At 39.4% G+C, this 15,180-nt stretch carries 17 protein-coding genes and 1 other annotated feature; all 17 genes read right to left on the reverse strand.

Annotated elements, in window-relative coordinates; translation table 11 throughout:
- Positions 1–12: 12 nt before the first annotated feature.
- The gene (locus TTE_RS07595) at positions 13–660 is read right to left on the reverse strand and encodes an L-fuculose-phosphate aldolase (protein WP_011025827.1); all 648 of its coding nucleotides are present in this window, start codon (positions 658–660) and stop codon (positions 13–15) included.
- A 66-nt stretch (positions 661–726) separates the two neighbouring features.
- Complete coding sequence (locus TTE_RS07600) at positions 727–2,028, reverse strand: amidohydrolase (RefSeq protein WP_011025828.1); 1,302 nt, start codon at positions 2,026–2,028, stop codon at positions 727–729.
- A 50-nt stretch (positions 2,029–2,078) separates the two neighbouring features.
- A complete protein-coding gene (ileS, locus tag TTE_RS07605; RefSeq protein ID WP_011025829.1) occupies positions 2,079–4,877 on the reverse strand; it encodes an isoleucine--tRNA ligase in 2,799 nt (932 codons plus the stop codon).
- Positions 4,878–4,926: 49 nt separating this feature from the next.
- Positions 4,927–5,147: a binding site (T-box leader), on the reverse strand.
- Positions 5,148–5,207: 60 nt separating this feature from the next.
- Positions 5,208–5,453, reverse strand: a complete 246-nt coding sequence (locus tag TTE_RS07610) for a TM1266 family iron-only hydrogenase system putative regulator (RefSeq protein ID WP_031313946.1) — start codon at positions 5,451–5,453, stop codon at positions 5,208–5,210.
- Positions 5,443–5,940 carry a DivIVA domain-containing protein gene (locus TTE_RS07615; RefSeq protein WP_011025831.1) on the reverse strand — a complete coding sequence of 166 codons (498 nt, stop codon included), beginning with the start codon at positions 5,938–5,940 and terminating at the stop codon, positions 5,443–5,445. Before TTE_RS07615 ends, TTE_RS07610 begins: the two co-directional genes overlap by 11 nt.
- A 26-nt stretch (positions 5,941–5,966) precedes the next feature.
- Complete coding sequence (locus TTE_RS07620; protein ID WP_011025832.1) at positions 5,967–6,713, reverse strand: RNA-binding protein; 747 nt, start codon at positions 6,711–6,713, stop codon at positions 5,967–5,969.
- Positions 6,714–6,716: 3 nt separating this feature from the next.
- Entirely contained in the window at positions 6,717–7,013 is a 297-nt protein-coding gene (locus TTE_RS07625; protein ID WP_011025833.1) for a YggT family protein, read from the reverse strand.
- 19 nt (positions 7,014–7,032) lie between these two features.
- Entirely contained in the window at positions 7,033–7,437 is a 405-nt protein-coding gene (locus TTE_RS07630; RefSeq protein WP_011025834.1) for a cell division protein SepF, read from the reverse strand.
- 16 nt (positions 7,438–7,453) lie between these two features.
- The gene (locus TTE_RS07635; RefSeq protein ID WP_081427411.1) at positions 7,454–8,131 is read right to left on the reverse strand and encodes a YggS family pyridoxal phosphate-dependent enzyme; all 678 of its coding nucleotides are present in this window, start codon (positions 8,129–8,131) and stop codon (positions 7,454–7,456) included.
- A gap of 8 nt (positions 8,132–8,139) precedes the next feature.
- The gene (locus tag TTE_RS07640) at positions 8,140–9,315 is read right to left on the reverse strand and encodes an HlyD family efflux transporter periplasmic adaptor subunit (RefSeq protein WP_011025835.1); all 1,176 of its coding nucleotides are present in this window, start codon (positions 9,313–9,315) and stop codon (positions 8,140–8,142) included.
- A gap of 90 nt (positions 9,316–9,405) precedes the next feature.
- Positions 9,406–10,794: a tryptophanase gene (locus tag TTE_RS07645; protein ID WP_011025836.1), complete on the reverse strand. Its 1,389-nt coding sequence runs from the start codon at positions 10,792–10,794 to the stop codon at positions 9,406–9,408.
- Between the two features lie 76 nt (positions 10,795–10,870).
- Positions 10,871–11,248, reverse strand: a complete 378-nt coding sequence (locus tag TTE_RS07650; RefSeq protein WP_011025837.1) for a RidA family protein — start codon at positions 11,246–11,248, stop codon at positions 10,871–10,873.
- A gap of 394 nt (positions 11,249–11,642) precedes the next feature.
- The gene (locus tag TTE_RS07655) at positions 11,643–12,062 is read right to left on the reverse strand and encodes an acyl-CoA thioesterase (protein WP_011025838.1); all 420 of its coding nucleotides are present in this window, start codon (positions 12,060–12,062) and stop codon (positions 11,643–11,645) included.
- 243 nt (positions 12,063–12,305) lie between these two features.
- Positions 12,306–12,515 carry an indolepyruvate ferredoxin oxidoreductase subunit alpha gene (locus tag TTE_RS07660; RefSeq protein WP_011025839.1) on the reverse strand — a complete coding sequence of 70 codons (210 nt, stop codon included), beginning with the start codon at positions 12,513–12,515 and terminating at the stop codon, positions 12,306–12,308.
- A 12-nt stretch (positions 12,516–12,527) separates the two neighbouring features.
- Positions 12,528–13,535 (reverse strand): biotin-dependent carboxyltransferase family protein, encoded by a 1,008-nt coding sequence (locus TTE_RS07665; RefSeq protein WP_009610353.1) that lies wholly within the window; start codon positions 13,533–13,535, stop codon positions 12,528–12,530.
- Between the two features lie 4 nt (positions 13,536–13,539).
- The gene (pxpB, locus tag TTE_RS07670) at positions 13,540–14,289 is read right to left on the reverse strand and encodes a 5-oxoprolinase subunit PxpB (protein ID WP_011025841.1); all 750 of its coding nucleotides are present in this window, start codon (positions 14,287–14,289) and stop codon (positions 13,540–13,542) included.
- 18 nt (positions 14,290–14,307) lie between these two features.
- A complete protein-coding gene (locus tag TTE_RS07675; protein ID WP_011025842.1) occupies positions 14,308–15,075 on the reverse strand; it encodes a LamB/YcsF family protein in 768 nt (255 codons plus the stop codon).
- Positions 15,076–15,180 lie beyond the last annotated feature (105 nt).

The following is a 15,180-nucleotide window of genomic DNA, read 5'->3' on the forward strand; positions in this document are numbered from 1 at the left end:
CTTTTAAATTTTTTATTTTCTTACCTGCCCATAAGTTTTAAACTTCTCCATCATAAGCTCCATCTCTTCAGAAGATAAAAGCACAGGTTCGCCTATAGATTTTGCTCTATAGTAAAGTTCTGCTACATACTCGATCTGTATACTTATATTGAAGGCATTCGGAAGGTCTTCAGCACCAACTAGAAGCCCGTGATTAGCTAGCAAAACAGCTTTTCTGCCTTTCATTGCCTCAAAAGCGTTCTCAGCAAGTTCCTTAGTACCAAAAGTAGCGTATTTAGCGCATTTTACATCAGGTCCTGCCAAAGCTATTAGGTAATGAACAGGGGGCAGGTCCCAGTGAAGACAAGCTAGAGTAGTAGTATAGACAGGATGAGTGTGAATAATTGCTTTTATGTCATCTCTTCTTACATAAAAAATCCTGTGCATCTCGTACTCAGTAGAAGGAACCTTTGTCCCTTCTACAACTTTTCCCTCTAAATCCATCACCAATATGTCTTCAGCTTTTAATTCATAATAGTCCATTCCCGAAGGAGTTATAGCCATAAGTCCACTTTTATAGTCATAAACACTTAAATTTCCCCCTGTACCTCTGGTGAGATTTGTATCTATGAGCTTTTTGCCGTACTCTACTATTTGTTCTCTCTCATATTTTAAAAGCACGTTTTTCACCCCGTTTTTGTATGAATATTCCCACTAAATCCATCATATAACAAGAGAAAGGGGCTGTCAACTGATTTCTCCTCTTATCAAATTTTGAGCCCTTTTCTCCACTTCGTAGTAAACCCTCTCTACGTCCACAGTTTTTATCTCCCTTTTTTCCATTATCACTTTGCCATTTACTATAACTGTATCTACATCTGAACCCTGAACAGAATAGGCTAAAGCAGAGATTAAGTCGTTCTTGGGATGTAAATGAGGTTTATTAAGGTCTATGAGAATTACATCTGCCTTTTTCCCAACCTCAATAGTGCCTATCTCTCTTTCCCATAAAAGCGCTCTTGCTCCACTCACTGTGGCCATCTTTAAAGCTTCAAAAGCAGGTACAGACAGAGCATCCTCATTTAAGGCTTTGTTGATGGTGGCCGCGAAATGAATCTCTTCAAACATGTTTAAATTGTTGTTGCTGGCAGGACCGTCAGTTCCAAGAGCAACATTTATCCCTTTTTTTAACATTTTCTCTACAGGAGCAAATCCACTTGCCAGCTTTAAATTGCTGGTGGGATTGTACACAGGAGAGACTTTCATCTCTTTTAATACCTCAATATCTTCATCTGTAAGGTGTACACAGTGAGCAGCTACAGTAGGCACTTCAAAAATTCCCAAATCCTTTAAATGCTGTACAGGGGTTTTACCGTACTTTTCAAGGCTTTCTTCTACTTCCCTCTTTGTCTCTGACACATGAATGTGAATCCCCGTACCTAATCTCTTGGCAAGGTCCAAAATTTCTTTCAAATAAGTTGGTCCACAGGTGTAAGGTGCGTGAGGTCCTACCATCACTTTGATTCTGCCCTCAGCCTTGCCATTCCAAGCGTTATACAAATTTTCCGTATCCTTTAGCTTCTCTTCATTAACTTTGGCATCCTGTTCTTCTATAATTCCCCTGGAAATCACGCCTCTTATGCCTATTTCTTCTGTAGCTTTTGCTACTTCCTCCATAAAAAAGTACATATCACAGTAAGTAGTAGTACCTGAGTAAATCATCTCTATCATGCTAAGAAGGGAGCCCCAGTAAACATCCTCTGCAGTAAGCCTTGCTTCAAGCGGCCATATGTACTTTGTAAGCCAGTCAAAAAGAGGTACATCATTTGCATAATTTCTAAACAAAGACATCCCTAGATGTGTATGAGCGTTTATGAGACCTGGCATTGCAAGCTTATCTTTTCCCTCAATGACTACGTCTACTTTAACATCAGGGAGCAACTCTCCTATGTGCTTTATAGTATCTCCCTCGACATACACATTCACGCCCTCTAATACCTTATCTTCCTCCATGGAAAGAAGGTTTACATTTTTAATTAACAAATTCACTTCTTTCCCCTCCTATCAAAAATATAAGTATAGAAAGGGGAATCCCCTTTCTATACCTTTAACTGCTCCTCAATGTGAGAAGCACATCTTGCACAGATAGTAGGATGTTCTTTTATAGTTCCAACTGTCTCGCTGTACATCCAGCAGCGCTCGCATTTTTCACCTGGCGCGCGGGTAACCGTTATTTTAAGGTCATAATCCTCGCTTACATAAGCATTCTCTGGCGCAACCTCCTGTGGGTCATGCAATACCACCTTTGAAACTATAAATACGTACTGCAAATCCTCAAAGCCTTTAAAGAACTCGTATAGCTCTGAAGAAGGATAAATATCCACCTGGGCATCCAGAGAGTGCCCTATTTTCTTTTCACTTCTCGCTATCTCTAAAGCTTTTGAAATGTCTTTTCTTATGTCAAAGAGCTTTTCCCATTTTTCTATGATATAAGGGTTGTCATACTCCTCTTTTACCTGCGGCCAGTCTGCCAACTGCACGCTTTCAAAGTTGTTATTTCTGTCATGCTTCATGTGCCACCATATTTCCTCCGAGGTAAAAGCGAGAACCGGTGCCATAAGCTTTACCAGAGTGTCCAGGATGATATACAGAGTCGTCTGCGCAGCTTTTCTCTCCTTTGATTTAGCTGGGTAAGTGTACAGCCTGTCTTTCAAAATATCCAAATATAAGCTACTCATGTCTACAACACAGAAGTTGTGGACAGGGTGGAAAAAGTCGTAAAATTCGTATTTATCAAAAGACTCCGTAAGCTGCTTGACCAACCTGTTAAGCCTGTATAAAGCCCATTTGTCTATCTCTAAAAGCTCTTCGTAAGGCAGCATGTCTTTATCAGGGTCAAAGTCATAAAGATTTCCAAGCAAAAATCTAGCAGTGTTGCGGATTTTTCTGTACACCTCTGCTATCTGCTTTAGTATCTCAGGAGAAGTCCTCATGTCTGCAGTGTAATCGGCAGATACCACCCAAAGCCTCAAGACGTCAGCCCCGTATTCTTGAATCACTTCTGCGGGGTCCACTACGTTTCCCAATGACTTAGACATCTTTCGGCCTTCTCCGTCCACCACAAAGCCGTGAGTTAGCACATTCTTGTAAGGAGCTTTGCCACGCGTTGCCACAGCGGTCAAAAGAGAAGACTGGAACCATCCTCTGTGCTGGTCAGAACCTTCTAAATAAAGCTCTGCAGGCCATTTCAAGTCAGGGTGAGTCTCTAAAACAGCTGCATGGCTGGAACCGGAATCAAACCATACGTCCATTATGTCTGTCTCTTTCCTAAACTTGGTAGATCCGCATTCACATTTTATCCCTTCAGGCAGTATTTCCTCTGCTGACATTTCAAACCAAGCATCAGAACCTTTTTGCCTAAAAAGTTCCTTTACTGCATTTATAGTCTCATCGTTTATCAAGGGTTTGCCGCAATTTTCACAGTAGAAAATTGGTATTGGAACCCCCCATACCCTCTGCCTAGATATGCACCAGTCTTTTCTATCCCTTACCATGTTTGTGATGCGCTCTTCTCCCCACGCAGGGTACCAGTTAACTTCCTTTATAGCCTTTAATGCTTCTTCTCTAAAGCCTTCTACGGAAGCAAACCACTGCTCTGTTGCTCTAAAAAGTATAGGACTTTTACACCTCCAGCAGTGAGGATATGAGTGGGTGATCTTTTTCTCTGCCAAAAGCGCATTTGCTTTTCTCAAGTCTTCCTTTATAACCTTATTTGCCTCAGCGTAATAAAGCCCCTCATATCCAGGCGCCTTATCTGTGAAATACCCCTTTTCATCTATGGGGTTTAAAGCTTCAAGCCCATATTCTTGACCTACGAGGAAATCCTCTTCACCATGGCCCGGAGCTGTGTGAACGCATCCAGTACCCGCATCCAGAGTCACATGTTCTCCAAGCACAACTATGGAATCTCTGTTATAAATTGGATGTACTGCTTTCATTCCTTCCAGTTCTTTGCCTTTAAAAGTAGCCAGTATCTCGTAATCTCCCAAGCCTGTCTCTTTTCTCACCTCTTCTATCATGTCCTTTGCTATGATGTACACTTCATCTCCAAATTTTGTAAGAGAATAGTCAAACTCGGGATTCAAAGCAATAGCCAAGTTAGCAGGAATGGTCCATGTAGTAGTAGTCCAGATGACAAAGTACACATTACTCAAGTCTTCAACAATCCCTTTGAATTTGCCAAGGTCATCCCTTACCCTAAATTTTACGTATATAGAGTCCGAAGTCTCATCAAAATACTCAATTTCTGCCTCTGCTAAAGCTGTCTCACAGCTCGGGCACCAGTACACAGGCTTCAACCCTTTGTATATATAGCCCCTTTTTGCCATTTCCCCAAACACTTCTATCTGCTTAGCCTCATATTCCGGGTCAAGAGTAAGGTAGGGCTTTTCCCAATCCCCTCTTACCCCCAATCTCTTAAACTGCTGCCTCTGCCTTTCAATCTGAGAAAAAGCAAAGTCTTTACACACTTTTCTGAACTCTACAGGATTCATCTCATGCCTTTTTACACCCAAAATTTTTATCACCTGTTGCTCAATTGGGAGCCCATGAGTATCCCACCCTGGCACATAAGGAGAATCATATCCTCTCATGGTTTTATATTTCACTACTATGTCCTTTAAAACTTTGTTCATGGCAGTCCCTATGTGTATATCCCCATTGGCATAAGGCGGACCATCGTGCAAAATGTACTTCTCTTTTCCTTTGTTTTTCTCTAAAACTCTGCGATATATGTCCATTTCTTCCCATTTTTTCAATATCTCTGGCTCTCTTACTGGAAGGTTTGCCTTCATTGGAAAATCCGTTTTTGGCAGGTTTAAAGTCTTGTTGTAATCCACTCTCGCTACCTCCTCTTTAAGATTTTTCCTACTAAAAAGAAAACTTCTCGTCAGGGACGAGAAGTTCGCGGTACCACCCTAATTATTAAGACAAAGCAAAGCTTTGCCTTAATCCCTCATTTTAGATAACGGAAAATCCGGCCCAGCCTACTTACAAGTTCAGCCTGCAGCTCCGAGGGGATTTTCAGTAGAAACGAACTTATTGGCTCGCACCAACCGCCAACTCTCTGAAAGCCGCTTCTACCTACTCGTCCTCTTCATAGCTTTTCCCGATATTATTTTTACTCAAATTATATAACACATCCTCCATTAAGTCAATACAATTAAAATCTAGGCAGTGAGGGCTGATTTAACCTTAACCCCTGGAAGCCTCCCTAATTTCCCCGTCATGGCCCCTATTTCATCAGTTGTACCGTCCACAATAAGTGCGATGACAGATACACCTCTATCCCTATAGGGTATCCCCATCCTCCCTACAATGATATGGCCATACTCACTCAGTATGTGATTTACTTTATCTGCCACCTTTTCTCTGTCGTAAACGAGTATCCCTACAACTCCCAGCCTACTGGGCATTTTCTGTGACATCCTCCACCTCTTCCCCATCAGGCAGTAATTCTTTCTCGTCTATAGAAAGTATTGCCTCCAACTGAGCTTCTAAAAGCGCTTTAAACTTCGCTTTAAAGATGTTAAGTTGCTTTCTATACCTTTCAAGCTCCATTCTTATCTTTACGACTTCTTGATTGGCTTGCTCCAGTATCTTTTCAGCAGTCTGATGAGCATTTTGTATGATAAGTTGTGCTTCTTTTTCCGCATTTCTCTTTAATTCTTCTGCCGTATTCTGAGCCACTATCAAAGTATTGTTCAAAGTTGTTTCCATATTTATATAACTCTGAAGCTTTTCATTCATTATATTTATTCTCTCTTTAAGCTCAGCATTTTCTCTGTAGAGCATTTCATAATCTTCCATTACTTTGTCCAGAAACTCATCCACCTCTTCTTCGTTATAGCCGCGAAAAGACCTCCTAAACTCCTTATTATGTATATCCATTGGGGTCAGCATTAATATCCCTCCTTTCTCTTTAGTTGTCACAGATACCTCAAAATATGTATAGAAATTCTACCTTTTTTAGTATTCCCCTTTATTTCTTGCAATTTTATCCTGCCAAACCCCCTTAAAGAAATCACATCCCCTTCCCCAACGTGAAATGAAGGGTCTTCTACAGCTTCCCAATTTACCCGCAAAAGCCCGCTTTTTATGAGCTCTGAAGCTTTGGTGCGCGAAATGCCAAAGCCAGAGGCGGCAACGCTATCTACCCTGAGCGATGCCACAGTAGAAAAAATGTCCTTGTATTTAATCTCCGGCTGCATCACATCTGAAAGCTCAATTTCATGGACTTCCACACTTTCTCTCCCTATTTTAGTTAAATTAAAGAGCAAAAAATCCCTCATCTCTTCCTTTAAAATCACATCACACTTGCTTTCCTTTACAATTATATCGCCAACTTTTTCTCTCTTTATTCCCAAACCAAGAATAGACCCCAAGACCTCTCTATGAGAGAATCTATTTTTTCCCTCCACTCTTAAAGCTACAATAGGCAATTCTTCCTCTCTAAAGGTCAAAAAGTCAGGGTAAACAATTGCAATCTTTCTTTCAGCAGAAGGATATCCCCCTTCTAGAAGGTATTTCACTCCCTCGCTTTTATACTTTAAAGCAAGTTTCTCAAACTGTTTCTGCTCAGACAGCGTCAAAAAGTCGGTATACTGCAACCTTTTTGATTTCAAACAACCCTTAAAAACATCCTCCATGCGAGCTATCGCATAATCCTTTTCCATTTTTCACCTCATCAGCCAGAATACTAATTGAAAAACTAAAGGCCTCACCACGTACTGAATGACCAAAATAGCAAAGACAGGAGAAAAATCAATTATCAAATTCCTTCCAAAAGATGACATGAATTGAAGCCTTCTAAAAGGCTCTAAAAGCGGTTCTGTAGTCACAATTACAAACCGCGAGATCGGGTTTGACATGTTCTCCATCCTCAGAAGAGAAAGGATGACTCTTATGAGGATAAGCCACGTTATCACTTCAAAAAAGTAGTTTAAGGCTGTTAAAATCACGTAGTTTGTAGGCAAAATTCATCCTCCTCACTATCTAGTTTAAATTGTAGAGCGCATTCACTTCTTCTTTTATATCGCCTGTTACATCAAAATTCTCTGGAGCCACTAAAAATATATAGCCCGATATTTTAGTAATTTCTCCGTTAAGGGCATAAACAGCTCCGCTCAAAAAGTCTACCACCCTTTGAGCCTCACTTTTATCCATTTTCTGCAAATCCACAATCACAGGCTTCTTGCTTTTAAGTTCATTGCATATAGAAAGCACCTGTTCAAATTTCTCTGGCTTAGATATCAATACCTTTATTTGAGGATTGGTGTGGATGTTGACCACTTTAGGTCTTCTGTCATAAGAAACCACAGGCTGAGGAGTTTGAATTTCCTCCTCCTCTTCTTCAATTCCCAAAAAACTCATTATCTTATCTATTACCTTCGAAGACATTTTAACCCCTCCGCTTTTATCGTCTTTCTCCAAAAATGGCGGTGCCAATCCTGACTATGTTAGCTCCCTCTTCCACTGCCACCCAGTAGTCATTCGACATCCCCATTGAGAGATACTGAGCTTCTACATTCCTCTGATTAATTCTTTTTAAATCCTCAAAAAGTTCTCTCATCCTTTTAAAATATGGCCTCACTTCTTCTGGAGGAAGATAAGGAGCAATCGTCATAAGTCCTTTTATCTTTATATTATCATATTTTTCCAATTTTTTCACTAAGTTATGCATCTCCTCCGGCGAAATGCCAAATTTAGTATCTTCACCTCCTATGTTTACCTCAATGAGACAATCCATTATAATCCCCTTTTGTTTCGCCCTTTTATCAATTTCTTCCGCCAGTTTTTCTCTGTCCAGCGAATGAACAAGCTTCACCTTGTCTATAATGTATTTCACCTTATTTGTCTGAAGATGACCTATAAAGTGAAAATCCACCTGCCCTTTAAGATGCGGATATTTCTCCATAAGCTCCTGCACTCTATTTTCGCCAATAGCAGTAATTCCGCAGGAAATGGCCTCTTTAATAGCATCTACCCCAAAAGTTTTTGTAGCTGCCACAATCAGTATCTCTTGAGGGTCTCTTCCAACTTTTAGCGCATGTTCCGCAATGGTTTCTTTTATTCTTTTTACATTTTCACAGATGCTCGTTTTTAATCCCCCCTATTCCTCTCTTTTTGGAGCAAAACTCTATCGTAAATCTTCAACCCCTTCACAATAGCATAGCTTCCATCAGAAATTTCAATCTCTATCTCTTTAAACACAGGTTTAGAAGTCCCATTCTTAAGCACCCACACGCCTTCTTTCCCATTTTCAACAGCAATCGCTGAAACAGGTATTTTCAATCCCCAACACTCTTTCAATTTTATCTCTACATCTGCCTTTGACTTTTTGTAAAAATCAGGATATTCATCTATCATCTTTATTATACCTACATATAATTTATCGTCACCCTTGTAGACTTTTATAACTCTTCCCCGCATTTCATTGGGATAATCAGAAAATAAAATTTTTATTCCGCTCTCTTCCTTAAGAAGACTTGCCTGTTTATCCTCTAAAATCACAGCTAAATACCAGTCAAAATTATCTACTATTTTAACAACAGGTTGTCCTTCTTTGACTTCCCCACTCACCTCTTTATTTTCGAAAACCAAATTAGAAAGCTTTGGTATTTTTAAATCAAACATGTTCTTTGTGTTTAAAATGTCCTCCACTCCTTCAAAAGTGTAGCTTATAATTCCAGCCTCAGGAGAATTTATGGTGACAGTGTTGTCAGATATGTACTTCTCAAGGTATTCCTTTTGCTCCTTCAAACTTTCAATGTTTTGAAGCACTAGAGGCCCTTTTTTCAAAATCTCTTCTTTCTTAGCCTTTAAACTATCTATTCTCCTTAAAATTTTCTTTGCAAGCTCCGCATCTTTTTTCAAAGCCTCCTTGTAATTATCCTGCTCTTTTTTTATCATCTCATCAATCTTTTGAAGGTCTTTGTAAAAGGGGATATTTGTATCCTGCTTTTTTAATTCACTCTCCACTGCTTCCAGCTGTCTTAACTTTTCCTCATCAAAGGAAGAAGAATATATTTCCAAAATAGCGCGCCCTTTTGAAACTCTTTCCCCTTCCTTCACCAGTTTTTCCACTCTGCCATCAAAAGGAGCTTTAATTATCATCTCATCTTTAATTATGTAAGCTTTTGTATTAAAACCCAAAATGACATTTCCGTACGTAACAGTTGCAGTGTCTTTCTTTTCAGTGTAAACGCTGACCACAGATTTTCCTGCATATGCTAAAATAACCATAAAAGCTAATATTTTTATTATATTTCTCCTCACAATTTCTCACCTATCAATAAATATTCTATAAATCTCTCTATTTTCCTTCTTTCATTTTATCACAAAAAAAGAAGATGGCAAACGCCATCCTCATTCTACAGGCTCTAATCTAGCAGTGAAATGTCTCAAAATTGGAGGTTCATATACAAACCTATAACCCTTTATTTGGTCTCTTCTAGCATATACCCTCTTCACTGCTTCTGCTACCACGTCCATGTGACTGTTCGTGTAAACTCTCCTAGGAATGGTAAGTCGGACAAAATCAAGTTTTGGAAGCCTGTTTTGACCTGTCTCTGGGTCCCTTCCTGCTAGAAGAGCACCTACTTCTACAGCCCTAATTCCTGCTTCTATATAAAGTTCTACGCAAATTGCGTGGGAAGGAAATTGTTCCTGAGGCACGTGAGGCAAAAACTTTTTGCCATCTATAAATACAGCATGACCGCCAGTCGGGTACTGAATCGGTATGCCTGCCTCTCTCAACTTGTCCCCCAAATATTTTACCTGATTTATTCTCCAAGCAAGGTAATTTTCATCAAGAACTTCTTCTAAGCCTCTCGCCATAGCCTCCATGTCTCTCCCAGCGAGCCCGCCGTATGTTACAAAACCTTCCATAGGTATGAGCATCGTCTTAACCCTTGTAAAAAGCTCCTCATCCTCCTTTATAGCGATAAGGCCGCCGATGTTTACCAGCGCATCTTTTTTGGCAGACATTGTGAAGCCATCGCCGTAGGAGAACATTTCTCTTACTATTTCTTTAATGGATTTGTTTTCATAGCCTTTTTCTCTCTGTTTTATGAAATAGGCATTCTCTGCAAATCTTGCTGCATCAAAGAAAAGCCTGATACCGTACTTATCAGCAATTCTCCTCACTTCTTTTATGTTTTCCATTGAAACAGGCTGTCCACCCGCACTGTTGCAGGTCACCGTTGCTAAAATAAAAGCTATGTTTTCAGCACCTTTTTCTTTTATGAAATTTTCCAAAGCTTCAACATCAAAATTTCCTTTAAAAGGATGGTAGTTTTCTGTGTCCTCAGCTTCCTTTATCACCATGTCTATACCAATTCCGCCTGCTAGCTCAATATGGGCCTTTGTGGTATCAAAATGCATGTTACCAAGTACATACTGTCCCTTCTTTATGAGAAGAGGAAACAACACCTTTTCAGCTCCGCGCCCTTGATGGGTTGGCACAACGTACTTATAGCCAAAAATATCTTGAACAACTTCGCACAAATGCTGATAGTTTCTGCTTCCTGCGTAAGATTCATCCCCCAGCATCATACCTGCCCATTGATAATCGCTCATCGCAGCAGTGCCGCTATCAGTCAAAAGGTCAATGTACACGTCGTCAGATTTTAATAAAAACAAGTTATACCCGGCTTCTTTGATAAGCCTTATTCTCTCTTCCCTCGTGGTAATTTTCAACGGCTCCACCATTTTGATCTTATAAGGCTCAGCCATTCTCGTCAAATCATCGTACACAGAAATCCCTCCTAAAATTTTTATCCCCAGCCTGTAATCGTTTAATAGCAGTTTAAAAAGACAGAAAAACAGTTTCTTACTTATGAGCAACTACCTCTATCTCTATTAAAGCACCTTTTGGCAGACTTTTTACTTCGACCAGTGAACGGGCCGGAGGATTGTCTTTAAAATACCTTCCGTAAATTTCATTAATCTTTGCAAAGTCAGCCATATTTGTGACAAATACAGTGGTCTTTATAACGTTGTTAAAATCCATACCTGCAGCTCTTAAGATGGCCCGTATATTTTCCAAAACTCTTTCTGTCTGCTTTTCAATGTCAGCCTCTACCATTTCTCCTGTGGCAGGGTCAATAGCTATTTGTCCTGCGGTGTATAAAAATCCATCTACTAAAACTGCCTGTGAATAGGGTCCTATAGCCTTTGGAGCAGCATCAGTGTTTATAATTGTCTTCATCTATCCCCATCCCTTCTATTTATTTTCCCACATAAAACGTTGTCCATGAATATTATATCACTTAAACTTGCGCTTTTTCAATAATTTTTTAAGGATTATAAAATTTTTGTACATACAATTAAGAAAGAGTAAATAAGCGAAAACAGAAGAAAAATAGAGATTTTCTGTAGTTTTTCAATAATTTTGCTGGAAAATCGCAAACAAATTCATTTATTTGACTTTGACTTTCCCTGACCTTTGTTGTAATTATTAAAGTGGAAGGTAGGCAAAGGGTGCAGGAGGTGGTAAGTATGGTAAAAAGGAGAGATTTTCTCTCGTAAACCATCTTTCCACCTCTACACACCTTAAGCCTCTAATAGCCAAAGGAGGGGTGAGAAGTCCGCCCCTCCCTTTTTTATCTTAGCTGAGCAGCTATTTCTCTTAATCTCATTTCTTCCTCATTTTCCGGCTCAGGCAGTACAACGTTGTGAGGTACTGGTTTCCCTTCTTCATCTACATGAATGAATGTAGCAAAACCTTCAAGTATAGGTTCTTCTTCATCGTTTTTGTATACTTTTGCGTAAGTTTTTATGCTGGACCTTCCTGTCAGAACCACCTTCGCCTTTATCTTTATTATATCCCCTTTTGTAGCACTCTTTCTAAATTCCAACCCGTGTATCTTTAGACACACTATATTTTCAGGCTTTTTTATGAGGTCGCAAGCAGCTATAAAACAGGCTTCCACAAACCACTCCGCAATTCTTCCAGCAAAAAGCGTACCATGGTGGTTTAAGTCCTCAGATTTTACAAGATGAGCAACGCTTATCTCCTTCATTTTTTCTTCCTCCTGCCCAGTTTTTATAAAATAAAATTTCGGGACCCCTTTCATAATAACCAGATCCCGAAATTTTGTCAATTGATATTACCATCTTCAAATTGAAGAAATAAATCTTAAGTGCATCTGTTCATACCTTCCTGTCATATTCCACTTCCAAATTTTTAACCATAATTTTTACCTTATTTTTTATAATATCTTCTCATGCTTTTTAAAAATCTTCCCTACTAACACTCTACCAAATTATCCCTCTTCCTCCTCAACATAAATGGCATAATCAGGGCAGTACATTTCACATATTCCGCATTTTATGCATTTTTCATCGTCAATTAAATGGACTTTGCCATTCTTTATCTCTAAAACTTTTCTGGGGCAAAATTCCACACAGATCCCACAGCCTTTGCACCATTCTTGGATTATGTTAAACTTTTTCACGCTATTTTCCTTTGTCATTCATTTCACTCCTCAAAAAGGTTCTACACTCACATCAAAAGTTTCCTCATCCACCCTTACTGTGAAGTACTTTATCTCTTTTGCGGAAGTTTTTATCTTCTCTATTAATTTTTCTATCTCTTCCAAAGCCCTGTGAGCCTCCTCCAAAGTTATTACCCTGAATCTAATTCTATCCCCTGGTTTTAACTGAGCTATTTTTGATAGATCTGGAGAAATAACCGTAGCGATTTTAGTATATCCACCCGTAGTCTGGGCATCTTTCAAAATTACAATCGGTTGGCCATTCGCAGGTACTTGGACTGCTCCGGGTAAAAGCCCGTCTGAGATAATATCGTACCTCTCTTTCGCCTTAAGAAAAGGTCCTTCTAATCTGTACCCCATTCTGTCTGAATCTTTGCTGATGACATAAGACGAGCTTAAAAACACTTTTATAGTTTCTTCTTCAAAATAATCATCCTGAGGTCCTAATATCACTCTTACCTCCTCTTCAGAAGAGTAAGAGGGAATGTACTCTTCACGCACTTTCCTTGTCTGCAGTAACACCTGAGGAGAAGGATTCTTTTCTAGTATGTCGCCTTTTTCTAAGCGCCTGCCCTTGATACCTCCTAATTTACCCCGGGTATACGTAGAAACACTTCCCATCACGTAGTCCCCTTTGAATCCGCCTTTAACAGCAAGGTATGACCTTAAGCCTGACTTAATAGGAGAAAAAGATAAAATATCCCCTTTTCGCACAGGAAAAGAAGACCACATAGGTCTTGGTATACCGTTTACCATAGGTTGCATCTCTGCTCCTGTCACAGCTACAAAAGTATCAGTTAATGCTTCTAAAGTAGGTCCCACAAGAGTAATTTCCAAACACGCATCATTTTCTTCATTTTCTAAAAGTCTGTTAGCTATCCTAAAAGCAAATTCGTCCATTGCTCCAGAAGTAGGAACTCCCTGGCTCTCATAGCCAAACCTACCTAAATCTTGAATAGTAGTAAATAATCCCGGCTCTAATACTTTAAAACATTCCATTTTATCACCCACTCAGATTATGATTTAGATATTCGTAAATGCGCAGTTGATATTTACCCTCTTGTATTTCTTTTTCTATCTTGTAATATTCCTCTTCAGAGACGGGAATGAACTTTATATAGTTTCCTGCCTCAAATAAAATTGGCTTTTCTCTCTCCTGATCGTACAATCTCACAGGAGTTCTCCCTATTATTCGCCATCCTCCCGGACTCGAAAGAGGATAAATCCCAGTCTGATTCCCAGCAATCCCCACGGACCCTGCCTTTATTTCTGTGCGAGGAGTCTCAAGGCGCGGTGTAGCAATTTTTTCGGACATTCCACCTAAATATGCAAATCCCATAGTAAAACCTACCATATAAATTCTGTAAAGTGGAGCGCTGTGAATTGCTATTACTTCTTCAATAGATAAATTATTGTGTTTAGCTACAAATTCAAGGTCAGGCCCAAATTCTCCCCCGTATACCACTGGTATTTCGTACACCTGCGGTTTAAATTCCTCTTTTATTTCTACTTCTTTATCCATTTTTTCTGAAACATATTTTATCAGCTCATTGTAGGAAATCTGTAAAGGATTGTACTTTACAAGGAGAGACCTATATGTGGGAATCATAGAAATTATTCCTTGTCTACTCTCTTTCTTTAATATTCGATAAAGATTTACAACTTTTTCATTGCATTCGACGGTTATTTCATTTCCAAACTCAACTACAATTCCTTTGTCGCCAAAAGGCAATATTCGGGGTTTTTCGTACATCTATATCAACTCCTCACTTTATACAAATTCGCCCATTGGAAGTATGTCTACTCCGTTTTCTTCTAAAGTTTCCCTTATCTTTTTTGCAAACTCCACAGCCTGCGGATTATCACCGTGTACACATATAGTGTCAACCTTTACTTTTACCAAAGTCCCATCTATTGCCTCACAAACCCCTTCCTTTACCATCCTCAAGACTCTCTTGCAAGCCAATTCTTCATCGTGGATTATGGCATTGGGATGTTTTCTAGAAACTAGAGTGCCATCTGGATTTATATTTCTATCTGCAAAGACCTCATATGCAAATCTCAATCCAACCTTCTCTGCTGCTCTTTCCATCGCTGTATTTGCCATTCCAACACATATTAAATTTCTGTCTACAGAAGCTATAGCTTCTGCAATTGCCATGGCAATTTTTTCATCCACTGCTGCCATGTTATAAAGAGCTCCATGAGCCTTTACATGCTGTAATTTTGTACCTCTGATTGCAGCAAAAGCCTGTAATGCTCCTATTTGATATATAACGTAATTTTTTATTTCTTCTGAAGAAGCGTCCAAATTTCTCCTTCCAAACCCTAGCAAATCAGGAAAACCAGGATGTGCCCCTATTGAAACCACATTTTTTAAGCAACGGTCAACAGTCAAAGCCATTACCATTGGATCTCCTGCATGAAAGCCACATGCAATATTGGCAGAAGAAATATATTTGACTACCTCTTCATCCATTCCTATTTTATAAGCTCCAAAACTCTCTCCAATATCGCTATTTATATCCACTCTGTACATAATCATTACCCCCTCATCTTTATTCTACATTGTACCCTTTGCAATTTTTGTGCCATCTCTTCTGCTCTTTTACTGTTTTAATTCTACTAAATTGATAGGCTAATT

The sequence above is a fragment of the Caldanaerobacter subterraneus subsp. tengcongensis MB4 genome (assembly GCF_000007085.1).
Classification (GTDB): domain Bacteria; phylum Bacillota; class Thermoanaerobacteria; order Thermoanaerobacterales; family Thermoanaerobacteraceae; genus Thermoanaerobacter; species Thermoanaerobacter subterraneus.

Coding starts and splice junctions, on each gene's coding strand:
- TTE_RS07610 (WP_031313946.1), bottom strand. CDS start 5,453: ATGCCCAGTAGGCTGGGAGTTGTAGGGATACTCGTTTACGACAGAGAA.
- TTE_RS07615 (WP_011025831.1), bottom strand. CDS start 5,940: ATGCTGACCCCAATGGATATACATAATAAGGAGTTTAGGAGGTCTTTT.
- TTE_RS07620 (WP_011025832.1), bottom strand. CDS start 6,713: ATGGAAAAGGATTATGCGATAGCTCGCATGGAGGATGTTTTTAAGGGT.
- TTE_RS07630 (WP_011025834.1), bottom strand. CDS start 7,437: ATGTCTTCGAAGGTAATAGATAAGATAATGAGTTTTTTGGGAATTGAA.
- TTE_RS07650 (WP_011025837.1), bottom strand. CDS start 11,248: ATGAAGACAATTATAAACACTGATGCTGCTCCAAAGGCTATAGGACCC.
- TTE_RS07655 (WP_011025838.1), bottom strand. CDS start 12,062: ATGAAGGAGATAAGCGTTGCTCATCTTGTAAAATCTGAGGACTTAAAC.
- TTE_RS07660 (WP_011025839.1), bottom strand. CDS start 12,515: ATGACAAAGGAAAATAGCGTGAAAAAGTTTAACATAATCCAAGAATGG.
- TTE_RS07665 (WP_009610353.1), bottom strand. CDS start 13,535: ATGGAATGTTTTAAAGTATTAGAGCCGGGATTATTTACTACTATTCAA.
- pxpB (WP_011025841.1), bottom strand. CDS start 14,289: ATGTACGAAAAACCCCGAATATTGCCTTTTGGCGACAAAGGAATTGTA.
- TTE_RS07675 (WP_011025842.1), bottom strand. CDS start 15,075: ATGTACAGAGTGGATATAAATAGCGATATTGGAGAGAGTTTTGGAGCT.